The sequence below is a fragment of the Pseudomonas sp. IT-P395 genome (genome assembly GCF_949767675.1).
In the GTDB taxonomy this organism is placed as follows: Bacteria; Pseudomonadota; Gammaproteobacteria; order Pseudomonadales; family Pseudomonadaceae; genus Aquipseudomonas.
This window is the reverse complement of record NZ_CATKPW010000016.1, coordinates 79,898-95,876: the sequence shown is the minus strand read 5'-3', so window position 1 is coordinate 95,876 and position 15,979 is coordinate 79,898. Positions and strand designations below refer to the sequence as shown.

Annotated in this window: 11 protein-coding genes and 1 riboswitch; of the genes, 5 read left to right on the top strand and 6 right to left on the bottom strand. The window is 60.2% G+C overall.

Going from position 1 to position 15,979, the window contains the following annotated elements; genetic code table 11:
* Positions 1-1,814, top strand: a 1,814-nt coding sequence (locus ACM6IN_RS14410) for a calcium-binding protein (RefSeq protein ID WP_414916244.1), incomplete at its 5' end; no start/stop codon positions are given.
* Between the two features lie 87 nt (positions 1,815-1,901).
* On the opposite strand, the gene ACM6IN_RS14405 is transcribed toward ACM6IN_RS14410, so the two are convergent.
* The 5 genes from ACM6IN_RS14405 to ACM6IN_RS14385 form a co-directional block, all read right to left on the bottom strand.
* Positions 1,902-4,634 (bottom strand): LuxR C-terminal-related transcriptional regulator, encoded by a 2,733-nt coding sequence (locus ACM6IN_RS14405; RefSeq protein ID WP_414916243.1) that lies wholly within the window; start codon positions 4,632-4,634, stop codon positions 1,902-1,904.
* A 201-nt stretch (positions 4,635-4,835) separates the two neighbouring features.
* Complete coding sequence (locus ACM6IN_RS14400) at positions 4,836-6,200, bottom strand: DUF1329 domain-containing protein (RefSeq protein WP_007912796.1); 1,365 nt, start codon at positions 6,198-6,200, stop codon at positions 4,836-4,838.
* Between the two features lie 26 nt (positions 6,201-6,226).
* A complete protein-coding gene (locus tag ACM6IN_RS14395) occupies positions 6,227-8,116 on the bottom strand; it encodes a DUF1302 domain-containing protein (RefSeq protein WP_007912799.1) in 1,890 nt (629 codons plus the stop codon).
* A gap of 337 nt (positions 8,117-8,453) precedes the next feature.
* Complete coding sequence (locus ACM6IN_RS14390; protein ID WP_007912801.1) at positions 8,454-10,136, bottom strand: fatty acid--CoA ligase; 1,683 nt, start codon at positions 10,134-10,136, stop codon at positions 8,454-8,456.
* 146 nt (positions 10,137-10,282) lie between these two features.
* A complete protein-coding gene (locus tag ACM6IN_RS14385) occupies positions 10,283-11,467 on the bottom strand; it encodes an MFS transporter (protein WP_414916242.1) in 1,185 nt (394 codons plus the stop codon).
* Between the two features lie 85 nt (positions 11,468-11,552).
* On the opposite strand from ACM6IN_RS14385, the gene ACM6IN_RS14380 reads away from it, so the two are divergent.
* Positions 11,553-12,317 (top strand): AraC family transcriptional regulator, encoded by a 765-nt coding sequence (locus ACM6IN_RS14380; RefSeq protein WP_414916245.1) that lies wholly within the window; start codon positions 11,553-11,555, stop codon positions 12,315-12,317.
* A gap of 96 nt (positions 12,318-12,413) precedes the next feature.
* On the opposite strand, the gene ACM6IN_RS14375 is transcribed toward ACM6IN_RS14380, so the two are convergent.
* The gene (locus ACM6IN_RS14375) at positions 12,414-13,043 is read right to left on the bottom strand and encodes a LysE family translocator (RefSeq protein ID WP_007912807.1); all 630 of its coding nucleotides are present in this window, start codon (positions 13,041-13,043) and stop codon (positions 12,414-12,416) included.
* Positions 13,044-13,134: 91 nt separating this feature from the next.
* On the opposite strand from ACM6IN_RS14375, the gene ACM6IN_RS14370 reads away from it, so the two are divergent.
* The 3 genes from ACM6IN_RS14370 (at position 13,135) to ACM6IN_RS14360 (ending at position 15,967) form a co-directional block, all read left to right on the top strand.
* Positions 13,135-14,100 carry a 2-hydroxyacid dehydrogenase gene (locus ACM6IN_RS14370; protein WP_095112424.1) on the top strand — a complete coding sequence of 322 codons (966 nt, stop codon included), beginning with the start codon at positions 13,135-13,137 and terminating at the stop codon, positions 14,098-14,100.
* Positions 14,101-14,132: 32 nt separating this feature from the next.
* Positions 14,133-15,131 (top strand): class I SAM-dependent methyltransferase, encoded by a 999-nt coding sequence (locus ACM6IN_RS14365; protein ID WP_077574494.1) that lies wholly within the window; start codon positions 14,133-14,135, stop codon positions 15,129-15,131.
* 40 nt (positions 15,132-15,171) lie between these two features.
* Positions 15,172-15,294, top strand: a riboswitch (yybP-ykoY riboswitch).
* An 88-nt stretch (positions 15,295-15,382) separates the two neighbouring features.
* Entirely contained in the window at positions 15,383-15,967 is a 585-nt protein-coding gene (locus tag ACM6IN_RS14360) for a TMEM165/GDT1 family protein (RefSeq protein WP_007912813.1), read from the top strand.
* Positions 15,968-15,979 lie beyond the last annotated feature (12 nt).

The following is a 15,979-nucleotide window of genomic DNA, read 5'->3' as shown; positions in this document are numbered from 1 at the left end:
CCTCGCTGACCGCGCTCGACCGCGTGTTCGCCTCCATCGACTACACCCTCGGCGCCAACGTCGAAAACCTGATCCTCACCGGCAATGGCAACCTCAACGGCACCGGCAACGCGGTCAGCAACCGTATGACCGGTAACGCCGGTGACAACATTCTCGACGGCGGCGCCGGCATCGACACGCTGATTGGCGGCTTGGGCAACGACACTTATGTCGTCGACAACGCTGGCGACATCATCACCGAGACCAGCACCCTGGCGAACGAAATCGACACCGTCCGCGCGTCGGTTGACTGGACACTGGGCGCCAACCTGGAAAATCTGGTGCTGACCGGCAACGCCATCAACGGCACCGGCAACAGCCTGAACAACGTGCTCACCGGCAACGCCATGAACAACACCCTCAGCGGCGGCGCCGGTGACGACACCCTCGACGGCGGCCTCGGCGCCGACACCATGATCGGTGGCGACGGCGTTGATACCTACTACGTCGACAACGTCGGTGATGTGGTGACCGAAACCGACGCCTCGCTGACCGCACTCGACCGCGTGTTCGCGAGCATCGACTACACCCTCGGCGCCAACGTCGAAAACCTGATCCTGATCGGCAGCGCCAACCTCAACGGCACCGGCAACGCGGTCAACAACCGTATCACCGGCAACATCGGCAACAACATTCTCGACGGCGGCATGGGAGCCGACACCATGATCGGTGGCGCCGGCAACGACACCTACGTTGTGGATAACATCAACGATGTCGTGATCGAGCAGATCGGCGAAGGGCATGATCTGGTCAGAACCAGTATCAGCTACACCCTCGGCGCCAATGTCGAAGACTTGACGATGTTTGGCGACACGTGGGGTGCACTCACCGGCAATGCGCTGGACAACACCATCACAGGCAACTCCGCCACCAACTACATCGATGGCGGGCTAGGCGCAGACACCATGATTGGTGGAGCCGGGCATGACGTCTACAACGTGGATAACATCAACGACGTTATCGTTGAACTCGCGGATGAGGGGATTGATACCGTCAACACCAGCATCGACTACACACTGGCGGACAACGTCGAAGATGGTCAGATGATTGGCAGTGCCAACCTGAATCTGACAGGTAATGCCCTGGAAAACGTCTTGCACGGCAACGATGGCAACAACATCCTGTCGGGCGGTCTCGGCGCTGATCGCATGATTGGCGAGGGTGGCGACGATATCTTTATTGTGGATAACGTCAATGACCTCATCTTCGAGTTCCAGAATGGCGGTCACGACCTGATCCGCACTTCGGTCGACTACAACCTTTCGGATTACGTCGAGGACGGCACCCTGCTCGGCAGCGCAGACCTGACAATGTGGGGCAACAACCTCGATAACATTCTGACGGGGAACGCCGGCAACAACGTACTCGGCGGCAATGGCGGAACCGACAAACTGTTCGGTGGGGAAGGAAACGACACACTGTACGGTGGGTGGGGACATAGCACGTTGACGGGCGGTACCGGGGCTGACACCTTTGCCATCACTAACATGATCAATCTCGGAAAGGAATTCGGAACAAGCTCCTCGCAGAACGTCATTGCCGATTTCAACGCTCTGGAAGGGGACAAAATCGATTTCTCCAAATTCGACATTGACCCGATGACCCTCGGCTACCAACACTTGACGTTCATTGGCTCCAATGAATTCACCGGGCTGGGGCAACTGCGTTTTGCAGATAACGTCCTGTCGGGCAACCTGAGCGCAGACGCTGGGGGGCACTTCGAAGTGCAAGTGGTGGGCGTCAACTCGCTCAGTGCGAACGACGTCATCGTCTGATCCCTTAGCTGCCTGAAACATTCGAAGCTGAAAAATGAAAACACCCCGCCATCGCGGGGTGTTTTTTTTGTCCACGTTTTTTATTTCCTAGGCCAACAGGCCCAACTCTTTGGCCCGCGCCACTGCCTGCGTCCGCCGCTCAACCCCCAGCTTGCTGTTGATATGACTGGCGTGGGTTTTCACGGTGTGCAGCGAAATGAACAATTGCTCGCTGATTTCCTGGTTCGAACAACCCTGGGCAATCAACCGCAGTACGGCCAGTTCGCGACTGCTGAGCTGTTCGGTGACCGTGGACTCCGGCATCTGCCGGGGCGGCGCTGGCGGTAGATGCTCGAGCAATTGCTGGCCTGCCAGTCCGGGGAACGCCAGCAATTGCCCACGCAACCAGTCCGTGTGCTCCCTGGCCAATCCATCGAATGGCTGCAACACCCCGCCGGCCGCCAGCTCCAGCGCCTGGCTCAACGTCTTGCGTGCTTCCGGCTCGCGCCCGCCCGCCAGTAGCAACGCCACCTTTTGCGTCAACGCCATCACGCTGAGTAACTGGCGCCCGGTTTGCTGACCGTTTTCGTGCAGCACGTCCAGCCGCCCTTCGGCGAGCATCGGCTGGCCGCGCGTCATGTCGAGCAGCGCTTGTTGCAGCTCCACGTGCAATGGCAGTTGGGGGTGAAACTCCGGCGGCGCAGCGGCGCGCTCGCCGGTGTAGGTCTGGCCCAACCGCGCAAGCCACGCCTCGGCCAGATCGGTGCGGCCCTGCGCCAGCCACAACTCACATTTGACCAGCGTGATCATTGCCAGATAGTAGATCGGCGGCACGTCCCAGATGTGCATCAGGCGTTCGGCTTCGGCGAGCTCGGCAAAGGCCTTGGCGAACTCGCCGCTGCTGCCATCCAGACGCGCGATCACGCAATGGCCAATCAATACGCTGATGTCGCGACAGGCCCGTGCCTCGCCGATCCCGGCCAACAAGCGCACGCGTGCGGTCTGAGGCTGCAAGCGCATCGCCAACAGAAAACCCTCGTACAGGGTCAGCCGCGCGCGCACCGCATACAAACGTTGTGGCGACAGGCCGCGCAACCGTTCCAGCCCCTGATGGACTTCATCGAGAGCACGCAGGATTTCGCCGCGAGCCTGCAACACCCGCGCACGATCGTAGTGCGCCAGCGCTTCGAACAACGGATTGCCGACGCGCTGCGCCAACTCCAGCGACTCTCGGTTAAGGCCGCGGGCGCGCCACAGATCGCCGTCGGCAATGGCCAGATTGGACAGGGTCGATAAGCACATCAGCCGCTGGCCATAACGTTTGGCCGGCAGACTTTCCAGGGCTTCGCTGCAGTATCTGAGCGTCAGCTCACGATGCCCACGCCCCCGAGCGATGATCCCGCTCAACGCCAGCCATTGCGCCAGCATCGATTTTTGCGCGGTGGCGGAAGGTGCCGGCAGGAAGCGGCTCAAGTGGCTGGACAACTCTTCGGCGGCATCGAGCTGGCAGGCCAGCCCCAGCGCCCAACTGTAGAGAACGATCAGCCGCGGCGTGCTGATCAGCAGGCTGTCGGGCAAATCCATTTTCCAGCGCAGCAGCATGCCGACGTTTTGCTCGGCCAGCAGTTGCTCCTCCGAGAGGTTCTGCACCAGGTTCGCGGCGACATCGAGGTGACCGGCGCGCAACGCCTGTTCAACCGCTTCATCCAGCAGCCCCTGTGCGTTGAACCAGCGACAGGCGCGCAGGTGCAGCGTGGCCGTCGGCACCATCGCCCGAGCGATCGGCCGGCTGCGCAATAAATCAGAGAATAAATGGTGATAACGATACCAGTGCCCATGCTCATCCAGCGGTACCAGAAAGACCTGATGCGCCAACAGGAAACGCAGAATCTCGGCGCTGTCGTGGGCCTCACGAACGGCATCGCACAACTCACTGCAAAAACGCTCTTGCGGTGCGGTTTCATAGAGGAACGCCTGCACTTCGGCTGGCAGGCAATCGATGACTTCTTCCAGCAGATAATCGCGGATCAGCCCTTCCCCGCCGTTCAGTGCTTGTGGCAGCGCCGCATCGCTGCCCGCTTCGGACACCGCCAGCAACCAGAAACGCAAACCGGCGACCCAGCCTTCGCTGCGCTGAATAAGGTTTTCCAGCGCTTCGCCGCGCAGCGAACTGCTATGACGATCAAGCAAGGTCAGCGCTTCGTCATGGGTCAGGCGCAGATCCTGCTCATGCAACTCCAGCAACTGCCGCGACAGACGCAAGCGCGCCAGATGCCAGTCCGGGCGCTGGCGACTGGTGACCATCACCAGCAAGCCATCAGGCAGATGATTAAGGAAAAACTGCAGGCAACGATCAAGCACCGGACCTTGCGCGAGATGGTAATCGTCGAGCACCAGCAGCAACGGCGCAGCAGGATCGAGGTGCAGCGCCAGCTCATCAAGCAGGCCGTCGAGCCATTCTTCAAAGGCAAAGGGCTGATGGCGTTGGCGCATTTTCAGCAGGCCGAGTGCGCGACTGCCCAGTTGCGGAAAATAGTCCTGCAAACCTTCGAGCAAACGTTCGAGAAAGCGACCGGGGTCATTGTCGCGAGGACTCAGGCCCAGCCAGAGGCTTTGCCAGTGCGCCGGCAGACTCTGACAGAACTCCACCGCCAGCGAACTCTTGCCGAACCCGGCGGGGGCGCTGACCAGCAACAGCCGCCCACCGAGCCCGGCCTGCAGGCGCTCGCAAAGGCGTGGTCGCAACACGTAGCCGTCGGGTAATGGCGGGCGAAAAAAACGCCCGTCCAGTGCCGCGACGGCAACGCTTGCGGGACCCGGAAGTGGGGACAGATCAGTCATGGCCGGCTCTTGTTCGAATTGCTGTTGGCGGCGTTGCAGATGTCCGCAGACTAGCCTTAAACGAACCGGTTATGAAGGTTGCTGCTACAAATGGCTACAAAAAGGCTACACCCTCCTGTGGCTCCCCCCCTACAAAAGCAAAAAAACGCCCCGAACCAGTCGGGGCGTTTTCACGAGGATGCGGCCTCGGGTTACAACGGGTTAGCGGACACCATCCTGACGCAGGGCGGCCGGGGTGAAGTCGCTGGTGGTAGCGGTGAAGCCGAAGTCATAGGCACTCTTCTCTTCGTTCTTCATGCCCAGTGCCAGATAGCGGCCGGACTGCAGGTCGTAAAGGGTTTCCAGGGCATACCACGGCACTTGCTTGTCGTAGTAGTTCTCGGCGTGTGCTTCAGCGACGCGCCACAGTTGGCCACGACCGTCGTAGTGGTCGATCACCGCAGCCTGCCAGGTGTCTTCATCGATGTAGAAGTCACGCTTGGCGTAGATGTGGCGCTGACCTTCCTTCAGGGTGGCAACCACGTGCCAGACGCGACGCAGCTCGTAACGCGCCAGGTCCTGGTTGATGTGGCCGGCCTTGATGATGTCGGCGTACTTCAGCTTCGGATCGTCGAGCTTGTAGCTGTCGGAGGCGATGTACATTTCTTTCTTGCCTTCGAGTTTCCAGTCGTAGCGATCCGGTGCACCGTTGAACATGTCGAGGTTGTCGGAAGTCCGCAGGCCATCCGCCGCAGTACCCGGGCCGTCATAGGACACTTGTGGCGCACGACGGACACGGCGCTGACCGGCGTTATAGACCCACGCCGAACGTGGCTCTTTTACCTGGTCAAGGGTTTCGTGCACCAGCAGCACACCACCGGCCAGACGCGCCGGCGCGGTCACTTTCTGCTTGAAGTAGAACAGGATGTTGCCCGGATTCGCCGGATCGTAGTCCTTCATTTTGTCGCGGAACACGAACTGATCCTGGAAGTACACCAGGCTGTACGAGCCGTTAGGTTGCGGCGTGGCCTGGGTCACCAGACGGGTCACGCTGCCGCCGCGATAGCGGGTGATGTGGTTCCAGATGACTTCCACACCGGTTTTCGGAATCGGGAAAGGCACCGCGGTATCGAAGTTTTCCAGACCGTTGCCGCCGGACACCAGGTTGGTGGTGGTGGCGTTTTTCTTGATGGCGGCGAATACGTCATCCGGCACGGTCGCACCGCGATGGGACGGATAGACCGGCATCTTGAAGGTTTCAGGGTAGCGCTTGAACATCGCGTACTGACCTGGCGCCAGTTTGTCCTTGTACTTGTCGACGTCTTTCGCGGTGATGGTGAACAGCGGTTGCTCACTGGCGTATGGGTTGGACAGGAACCCCTTGCTATCGACCGAGCCGGCGTTCTTCGGCAGCGGCTTCCACGCCGGGATCGAACCGTCGGCGTTACCGGCCATTTCGGCGCCCATCGGCGTCAGGCTCTTGCCCAGTTTGTCGGCTTCGGCAGCAGGCACGGCGGCCATGACGCCGGTCGCCAGCAGCGACAGGCCCAGAACACCGGCGTGGAACAGACTCTTTGTTATTTTCATAAATTCGTTCGTCCTGAATGCAGTGCTTAGAAGTTCACGCCGAAGCTGAGCGCAACGAAGTCGCGGTCATCCACAGTGGTGTACTTGCCGTCAAAGAAGTTGGTGTAAGCCAGGCTCGCGGTGTAGGTGTTCTGGTATTCGGCATCAACGCCCAGGCTGACCGCTTTGCGACCTTCCTCGAAGTTGCCGCCAGGGCCTGGCGAGTAGCCGCTGACGTCGTGGGACCAGGCCACGTTCGGCTTGAGGTTCACACCGGCGAAGACGTCGTTGTATTCCCAGATGGCGCGACCGCGGTAACCCCACGACATCGATGTGGTGAAACCGTCGTTGTCGCAATTGCGGCTGCGGTTGTTCTGCGGCGAACCCGGCCCTGCACCGTTGATGGTGCTGGCGTTGAGAATGTTGGCGCAGGTGTTGGCTGTGCCAGTGGCCGGCAACTCGCCCGGGCCATACACCGGATCGCGGCCATAACGCTTCTCGGAACGGCTTTCCAGGCCGCCGACGTAGGTCGCGCCGACTTCACCGACGAGGGTCAGACGGCTGGCGCCCATGACCTGGTCGAAGAAGTGCGTGAACGTTGTCTGGATCTGGGTAATTTCCTTGCGTTCGTAACCGTGCAGGTCCTGACCCGGCACGCCATTGAGAATCGAAGCGTTGGTCAGTGCACCACCGATCGGACGCACACCGGCGAACAGGATGTCGGTGGAGTTCAGTTGCACCGGCGCGTTCGGACGGTAGCTGATCTCACCGCTCCACGCCGTACCGGTAGGCAGGGTGGTGGAGAAGCTCAGACCGTAAAGGCGAATGTCTTCAGGGTATTCAATGAAGTAGTTCGAGTTGCCCGCTACCAGCAGTGGCGCGAGCGCGGCAAATGGCCCCGGCAGCGAGGCCGCAGTGTTGTAGACAGACTGCGGTGCACCAGTCGCACTGAAGATCGGCGCACGGCTGTGGTAATTCATGAAGTAGGCGCCGAACTCGGTATCGAGTGGCTCGAACATGTATTTGAGGGACGCCCCCCACTGACCGCTGTCGCGGGCATCGCGATCCGGGCCGCGACGCACCAGCACGCCTTCTTCGTTGACATCGACGCCTGCGCCCGCCAGAGGCCCCAGGGCAATCGCCGGAATCTGCGAACGCTTGTTCAGCACGCGCAGATTGCTGTCGCAGCCATCCGCAACGATGTCCGGCTGAGAGAAGAACGTGCCGCAGTTGTCGACGACGGTCTGGTCCCATTCCAGCTGGTAGAACGCTTCAGCCGAAAGGTTTTCGGTCAGGCTCTGCGACACATAGAACATGTTGACCGGAATCAGGCCTTCCTTGATTTCGGCACCCGGACGACGGAACGCGGAGACGTCGATCGGGTTGATCGAGTTGATGCCGCCGCCGATGAAGGTACTTTCACCCCAGCTCACCACCTGCTTGCCCAGACGCACGGAACCCGGCTGATCGGCAATCGCGTAGTTGTGGTAGACGAAGGCGTCGAGGATCTGCCCGCCGGACGATTTCGCGCCCTCTTTGCGACCCGAATCGCTGATGTCCTTGAACTGGCGGCTTTCATCCTTGAGTTCGAAGTCGTACCAGTATTTGCCACGGACGAACACGCCGGTGTCGCCGTATTTCAGTTCAAGGTCATGGATGCCCTTGAAGATCTTCGAAAAGGTTTCACCGCTCTTGAAGTTGGCGTGACCGTCATCGGATGTCTGCGACAGGCCGTGGCCACCGTTGTTGACGCCGATGAGGTTCTTGTTCGGGCTCTGAGTAGACCAACTGGCACCGATCGACAGGGACGAGTCGAACTGGCCCTCGATTTCACCGACGTTGAAACTGACGCCGAATGCGGGCCCGGCGAGCGAAGAGGCAAGACTGACCGCCAGAGGCAGTTTCGCCCGGCGCCAGAACTGGTTTACTGAGGTCATCGACGCTACTCCATGTGCATTATTGTTATGGCAGTGAGTACTTTTAAAAACGCCTGAAGGACCAGGTGCCAGAGACAACCCGAAATCACTCCAAAGATGCATCGCCCCGATTTGTGCGTGTGCTCCGTTCTTAAAAATCCTTGAGCGGACTATAGCCAGCAGGTGGTACTGCTTGATCCCTCTAAAGTGTGATTTGCAGCTGCCGGCCACTCTGGAACAGTCCTTTCGCCAGTCCGACGCATGTCGGCACGGCAAGGATGGCTGATTTTTTCGATTTCACAAGCCAAGCGCTTGCTTGGTGGGTCTGGCGCGCCGGTTTCGGCGCGCCAGCAGACACTCAAAGTGTCGAGAGGAAGGTGCTGTTATTGGCCTGCCATTCGGTGATGTCGAGGCGGATGCGCTTCTTGTCGAGCTTGCCGACGCTGGTCTTGGGAATTTCGGTAACAAGGGCGATCTGACTCGGGATTGCCCACTTGCTCAGGTGGCCCAACTCCACGAACGGCTTGAGGTGTTCCTTGAGCTCGCGTGCCCCGATCACATGCCCTTCGCGGATCACCAGCAAGGCAAACGGACGCTCGCCCCACTGCGGATCGGCGATCCCCACCACTGCTACTTCGCGTACCGCGACGTGACGACTGATCAGGTCTTCGAGGTCCAGCGAGGAGATCCACTCGCCGCCAGTCTTGATCACGTCCTTGATGCGGTCGCGGATGTCGATCACGCCCATGCTGTCGAGCGTGGCGACGTCACCGGTGTGCAACCAGCCTCCGGCCCAGAGTTCGGCGCCCTTCTGCGGTTCGTTGAAATAACCTTCGGTAAGCCAGGGCGCGCGCAGCACCAGTTCGCCCTGGGTCTCACCGTCGGCCGGGAGGAAATTGCCGTCGCCGTCGACGATTGCCGCTTCCACCAGCGGCCCCGGCACACCGGCCTTGATTCGGTAAGTGGTGCGCTCGTCTTCGGTGCCGGCCATCAGCTCGTCATTGAGGTGCGCGCAGGACACCAGCGGCCCGGTTTCCGACATGCCGTAGGCGGCGGTGAGCTGAATGCCGCGGGCCTTCGCGGTTTCATACAGCGTGCGATTGAGCGCGCTGCCGCCAATGACGATTTTCCAGCCGCCGAAATCGGTGCCTTGTGCGCCTTTGGCGTTAAGCAGCATTTGCAGAATGGTCGGCACGCAGTGGGAGAAGGTGACCTTCTCTTTGCGCCACAACTCCACCAGAAACTCCGGATCGTAGCGGCCCGGATAAACCTGCTTGAGTCCGAGCATGGTTGCCACGTATGGCAGACCCCAGGCGTGAACGTGGAACATTGGCGTGATCGGCATGTACACATCGTTGGTGCCAAGCAGGCGCACGCTGTCGATGGAACCCATGATCGTCGACACACCCATGGTGTGCAGCACCAGTTGCCGATGGGTGAAATACACGCCTTTCGGGTTGCCGGTGGTGCCGGTGGTGTAGAACGTGGTCGCGACCGAGTTTTCGTCGAAGTCCTGGAAGTCGTACTGCGGACTTGCAGCGGCCAGCAGTTGCTCGTACTCGCCGACCAGATTCGGCAAATCGGCGGTTTTCTCCGGCAGATCGGTCAGCAGCAGGGTTTTCTCGACCGTGGTCAGGTGCGGCGCGATCGCTTGATACAACCCGACGAACTCGCTGTTGACCAGCACAAAGCGGTCCTCGGCGTGGTTCATGGTGTAGAGGATCTGCTCAGGCGACAGACGCACGTTGATGGTGTGGATCACCGCGCCAATCATCGGAATCGCAAACATGCATTCCAGGTAACGGTGGCTGTCCCAGTCCATCACCGCCACGGTGTCACCGGCCTTGACACCGGCCGCCGTCAGCACGTTGGCCAACCGCGCCACGCGCTCGATCAGGGTCGGGTAGCTATAGCGAATCTGGTCGCGGTAAATGATCTCGCGGGTTTTCTCGTAACGGGCGCCGGACATCAGCAGCCGTTTGATCAGCAATGGATACTGGTAGGCCCCATCGGCCGGGGGAATGACGCGAGTCTGCAACATAAGAATCCCTTTTCTGACTGCACGGTGTTGGCGTAGAGATTGGTACTCTAGAACCCTTATACGCCAGCCAAATCAGCCAAAGGAATGATTTGCAAAGCCGTACAAATGCTAGCTTTGCGCCAGCATTTGCCGGTTTTCGTCTTCGGTCAGGCCGTTTGTCCTACTGCCTCTTCAGAAGGCGTGCGTGGGAATACGACTGCAGCAAGGAAGGTCAACGCGCCGAAACCCGCGAGAATCAAGTACAGGCCTACAAAACCATGGCGCGGTTCGACATAGGAAATCAGCGGAATCGCCGTCGCACTGGCACCAAACGATAAACAGTAACGCAGGGCGAACACCCGTGATTGCCATTGCGGGGCGACGAAGTTGGCAACCATCGCATCGTTGACTGTTACCTGCCCGAACACCACGAACATGAACGCTGCACCGAGGGCAATTACTGCCCAGCCGTCGGCATAGGCCAGCGCAAACAGCAACGGTGCCTGGCACAGCGTCAGGACAATGAACGGCCATTTCAGGCTGAGCCGATGCAATATCCGACCAATGCTCAACTGCGCGACCGCGCCGAAGGCATAGGCCAGACTGACCACCACGCCGAGGGTTTGCGGCGAAGCGAACAGCTCATGCAAACGCTCCTGAAACAGCTTTGGATAGGTCATGGTGGTGGCGTTGAACACCACACCGCCGGTGGCCGTGGCCAACGCCAGCACGCCGAACACCATCATCATCGAAATACGCTGACCGGAAGCACCTTTGAGTGGTGTGTGCGCACGCTTCGGAATCGGTTCTTCACGCACCTGCAAAGCGAAACCAACCCCCAGCACAATCGCCACTGCGCCCGGTATCAGAAACGCCGAGCGCCAACCGAATTGCGCCACCAACAACCCCGTGATCAACGCAGAAAACGCCACGCCCAGATTGCCCCACATGCCATTGATGCCGATTTCGCGGCCACGGTTCTGCGCGTAAGCAACCAGCATTGCCGTGCCGACCGGGTGATAAATTGCCGCAAAAATACCGATCAGGGTCAGGCCGATCACCAGCATGCTCGGGCTGTTGCTCAGCCCGGTGAAGATCGCCGAAGCGCCAATGCCGAAGAAAAACACCAGCATCATCTGTCGCCGACTCCAGTGATCACCCAGCCAACCAGCGGGTAGTGAACAAGCGCCGAAGGCAATGAAACCGCCCAGTGACAAGCCGATCAGTGCGGCGTAATCGAGACCGAACGCTTGAGTCATGCCAAGCACGGCGGCGGGAAAAATCAGCATGAACATGTGATCGATCACATGCGCGGCGTTGATATAGCGAATGACATTGCGGGATTGATTCATGGCGGCACGCTTTACGTTGTTGTGTGGCGCTTATGCTAAGTTGGCCGTAAAGCGCATTCCTGCCAAGCAAGTCATCGAATCAGACATGTTGATCAGCCACTTCGAACACGGCCCGGTGAGTGCCTACCCCCGGGATTATCTGGATGGCGCGCACCAGCCGCTGCACCTGCATCGCGAGGCGCAGTTGTTGTACGCGGTCAGCGGGATCATGCGCGTGGTCACGGAATCGGGTGCGTGGGTGATTCCGCCGAGTCGCGCGGTGTGGATTCCACCCGAGGTGGCGCACGAGATTTTCATGAGTGGCGATGTGCAGATGCGCTCGCTGTTCATCGCCCCTGAGCTGTCGCCCGCCAGCCTGCAACAGTGCTGCGTATTGGCGGTGACGCCGCTGCTGCGCGAGCTGATCCTGCGTGCCGTGCAAGGGCCGCCGCATGCCGATAATCCGTTGATCCAGCAACTGATGCTCGAAGAACTCGCCAGCCTGGAGAACCTGCCGCTGCACATTCCGATGCCCACTGACCGGCGTCTGCAAAACATCTGTCTGGCACTGCTGCACACCCCGGATCACGCCAATACGCTGGAAGACTGGGCGCAGCAGGTTGGCGCCAGCTCACGCACGTTGGCACGGCTGTTTCAGCAGCAATTGCAGATGAGTTTCAACGCCTGGCGCCAGCAACTGCGCCTGATGGAAGCCCTGCCACGCCTGCTCGCCGGGGACAGCGTGCAGCGTGTGGCGCGGGATTTGGGTTACGGCAGCGCGCGGGCGTTCAGCGCGATGTTTCGCCGTTTGCTTGGGGAAAATCCCCGCGAATACCTGAATAACCTGAGCAAGCTCAGCGAACTCGTGTAGGAGCTGTCGAGTGCAACGAGGCTGCGATCTTTTGACTTTGTTTTTTAAGATCAAGATCAAAAGATCGCAGCCTTCGGCAGCTCCTACACAGTAGGATCAATGCATCTCGGTAAACGCGATTTTCACGCCGAGAGCGATCAGCACCGCGCCCATGGTGCGGTCGAACCAATGGCCCATGCGGGCGAAACCGGCGCGTACACGTTGCTGGCTGAACAGCATCGCCACCAGGCAGAACCAAATCGCAGTTGCGACAGCCAGGTAAATCCCGTAACCGGCCTGCACGGCCAGTGGCGTGTGCGGATTGATCACCACGGTGAACAGCGACAGAAAGAACAGTGTGGCTTTCGGGTTCAGGCCGTTGGTCACGAAGCCTGAAGTGAATGCGCCGCGAGCGGTGCGTACGCCAGCCTCTTTGTGCAGATCATCGGTGACGGTTTTCGCCGGTTGCGCGCGCAATGCCTTGAAGCCGATGTACAGCAAGTACGCAGCCGCCGCCCACTTCAAGGCGTTGAACAGCACAATCGATTGCGACACGATCAGGCCAATGCCGAGCAGCGAATAACCGACGTGCAGGAAAATCGCCGTGCCGACACCGAGTGCCGTCCAGGTGCCCGCGCGGCGCCCGTGGGTCACGCTCTCGCGCACCACCACGGCGAAGTCCGGGCCGGGGCTGGCGACGGCCAGCAAGTGGATCAGTGCAACGGTCAAGAACTCGGTCCAGTACATGGGGGCTCCTTTCGGCCAAGCGTATCAATTTGTTTCATCTGGTAGGCTCGGCAGATTACGCCCAACGCTCACAGCACAAAAGGTACAGTTGATGACGAACACGCGCCGCGCGGTATTCCTTGATCACCCTTCGCTGGATCTCGGCGACCTCGACCTCAGTCCGTTGCGCGAGTGTTTCAGCGATCTGCAGCTGTTCGCCCAGACCTTGCCCGAGCAAGTCAGCGAACGCCTGCATGGCGCCACCGTCGCCATTTCCAACAAGATCCTGATCGACGCCGCCGCGATGGCCGCCAACCCCGAGCTGAAACTGATCCTGATCACCGCCACCGGCACCAACAACGTCGACCTTGCTGCCGCCCGCGCTCACGGCATCACCGTGTGCAACTGCCAAGGTTACGGCACGCCGTCGGTGGCGCAGCACACGATCATGCTGCTGCTCAACCTCGCCACGCGTCTGGCCGATTATCAGAAAGCCGTTGGCGAAGGTCGCTGGCAACAGGCGAAACAGTTCTGTTTGCTCGACTACCCGATTGTCGAGCTGGAAGGCAAAACCCTCGGCTTGCTCGGGCATGGCGAACTCGGCGGCGCCGTGGCGCGATTGGCCGAAGCGTTCGGCATGCGCGTGCTGCTCGGGCAGATTCCCGGGCGCCCAGCCCGCCCGGATCGCTTGCCACTGGATGAGCTGTTGCCGCAGATCGACGCCCTCACCCTGCACTGCCCGCTCAATGAGCACACCCGCCACTTCATCGGTGCCCGCGAATTGGCGTCGATGAAACCCGGAGCATTCGTGGTCAACACGGCACGCGGCGGACTGATCGATGAGCAAGCGCTGGCCGATGCCTTGCGCAACGGTCACCTCGGCGGCGCGGCTACCGATGTGTTGAGCGTCGAGCCGCCGACCCAGGGCAATCCGTTGCTCGCGGCGGACATTCCGCGCCTGATCGTCACCCCGCACAACGCCTGGGGCAGCCGCGAGGCACGGCAGCGCATCGTCGGCCAATTGACCGAAAACGCCCAGGCGTTTTTCAGCGGTAAGGCGCTGCGGGTCGTCAGTTGATAAACTGCGGCACTTTTTTTTGAGGAGCAGTTATGGATCCGCGCAGTGAAGTACTGCTTCGTCAGCCCGAGTTGTTTCAAGGTTCGTTGCTGTTGGCCGGTTTGCCCGCCGACGATTTGCTCGGGCGCCTGCCCAACGCATTCGGCTGGTGCTGGCATGCCGGCGATCAAGCCGCGCTGGACGCGCGCTTCGAAGGTCGCAGCCATTTCGGCGTGAACATCCCGGAGCGCGAGTTCGACAGCGCCGTGGTGTTCTTGCCAAAATCCAAAGATCTGACCGATTACATCCTCAACGCGGTGGCTTCGCGTCTGGCCGGCCGCGAAGTGTTTCTAGTCGGCGAAAAACGCAGCGGCATCGAAGGCGCGTCCAAGCAGCTCAACCCGTTCGGCAAACCGCGCAAGCTCGACAGCGCGCGTCATTGCCAGCTCTGGCAAGTCACCGTAGCCAACGCGCCGGAAGCAAAATCCCTGGAAAGCCTGGCGCAGACCTATGAATTGCCTTTGGCCGAGGGTCCGCTGAAAGTCATCAGCCTGCCGGGCGTATTCAGCCACGGTCGCCTGGATCGCGGCAGCGCCCTGCTGCTGGAGCATCTGGACAAACTGCCGAGCGGCCATTTGCTCGACTTCGGTTGCGGCGCGGGCGTGCTGGGGGCTGCGGTCAAACGTCGCTACCCACACAATCAGGTCACGTTGCTGGATGTGGATGCGTTCGCTGCCGCCAGCAGCCGTCTGACGCTGGCTGCCAACGGTCTGGAAGCCGAAGTGCTGACCGGGGACGGGATCGACGCTGCACCAATGGGTTTGAACGCTATTCTGAGCAACCCACCCTTCCATGTCGGCGTGCATACCGATTATTTCGCCACGGAGAACTTGCTGCGAAAAGCGGCGAAACATCTGAAAAACGGCGGCGAACTGCGTCTGGTGGCGAACAGCTTCCTCAAGTATCAACCGCTGATCGAAGAGCATTTGGGTGTGTGTGCGATCAAGGCTGAAGGCAATGGTTTCCGGATTTACCGGGCCAAGCGCGGCTGAAAATTTGTTCTTGCCCAAACGGATTTGCCTAGGCAGAATCCGCTCCGTCCTAGGGGAGTAGTCTCCCACGAGCGCCAAGCTCGTCCGGTATACGTCAACATACTTGATCCTCAGATCATGGCGTATGCGACCCAAGCGTCCGCAGCAGACGGATCGCAGGGTTTGACAAGACCTATGACACGCACACCTTACCCGGGGCGGGAAGGCTGTACGTGTCATAGCCGTGTCGACCCGCCCCTTAGGAAATCCTGATGCTGGACTCGTTACTCGTTCCCACCGCAATCGTTGCCTTGGCCGAAATCGGCGACAAGACGCAACTGCTCGCGCTGATTCTCGCCGCTCGCTTCCGCAAACCCTGGCCGATCATTGCCGGTATTGTCGCCGCGACCCTGGCCAACCACGCAGCAGCCGGTGCGGTCGGCGCCTGGTTCGGCAGTTTCTTCTCGAATGCGACGCTGCACTGGATACTCGCCGCAAGCTTCACCGCCACTGCGCTGTGGACATTGGTCCCGGACAAAATGGACGACGATGAAACCAGCACCGCGCGCAAGTTCGGGCCTTTCCTGACCACGTTGATTGCGTTTTTTCTCGCCGAAATGGGCGACAAGACTCAGGTCGCCACGGTAATGCTGGCCGCGCAATACCCGGATCTGTGGCTGGTGATTATCGGTACCACGGCGGGTATGTTGATTGCCAACGTGCCGGTGGTGCTGGCAGGTAACTTCGCCGCAGACAAATTGCCACTGACCCTGATCCGTCGCCTCGCGGCCTCGGCATTCATGATTCTGGCGATCGTTGCGGTGTACAAGGCAATGCAGAGCAGTGGCTGGGTTTAACCCTGAGAGAAG

Excerpts from the sequence above, each read along its gene's own strand:
- ACM6IN_RS14405 (WP_414916243.1), bottom strand. The coding sequence starts at position 4,634 with ATGACTGATCTGTCCCCACTTCCGGGTCCCGCAAGCGTTGCCGTCGCG.
- ACM6IN_RS14400 (WP_007912796.1), bottom strand. The coding sequence starts at position 6,200 with ATGAAAATAACAAAGAGTCTGTTCCACGCCGGTGTTCTGGGCCTGTCG.
- ACM6IN_RS14395 (WP_007912799.1), bottom strand. The coding sequence starts at position 8,116 with ATGACCTCAGTAAACCAGTTCTGGCGCCGGGCGAAACTGCCTCTGGCG.
- ACM6IN_RS14390 (WP_007912801.1), bottom strand. The coding sequence starts at position 10,136 with ATGTTGCAGACTCGCGTCATTCCCCCGGCCGATGGGGCCTACCAGTAT.
- ACM6IN_RS14385 (WP_414916242.1), bottom strand. The coding sequence starts at position 11,467 with ATGAATCAATCCCGCAATGTCATTCGCTATATCAACGCCGCGCATGTG.
- ACM6IN_RS14380 (WP_414916245.1), top strand. The coding sequence starts at position 11,553 with ATGTTGATCAGCCACTTCGAACACGGCCCGGTGAGTGCCTACCCCCGG.
- ACM6IN_RS14375 (WP_007912807.1), bottom strand. The coding sequence starts at position 13,043 with ATGTACTGGACCGAGTTCTTGACCGTTGCACTGATCCACTTGCTGGCC.
- ACM6IN_RS14370 (WP_095112424.1), top strand. The coding sequence starts at position 13,135 with ATGACGAACACGCGCCGCGCGGTATTCCTTGATCACCCTTCGCTGGAT.
- ACM6IN_RS14365 (WP_077574494.1), top strand. The coding sequence starts at position 14,133 with ATGGATCCGCGCAGTGAAGTACTGCTTCGTCAGCCCGAGTTGTTTCAA.
- ACM6IN_RS14360 (WP_007912813.1), top strand. The coding sequence starts at position 15,383 with ATGCTGGACTCGTTACTCGTTCCCACCGCAATCGTTGCCTTGGCCGAA.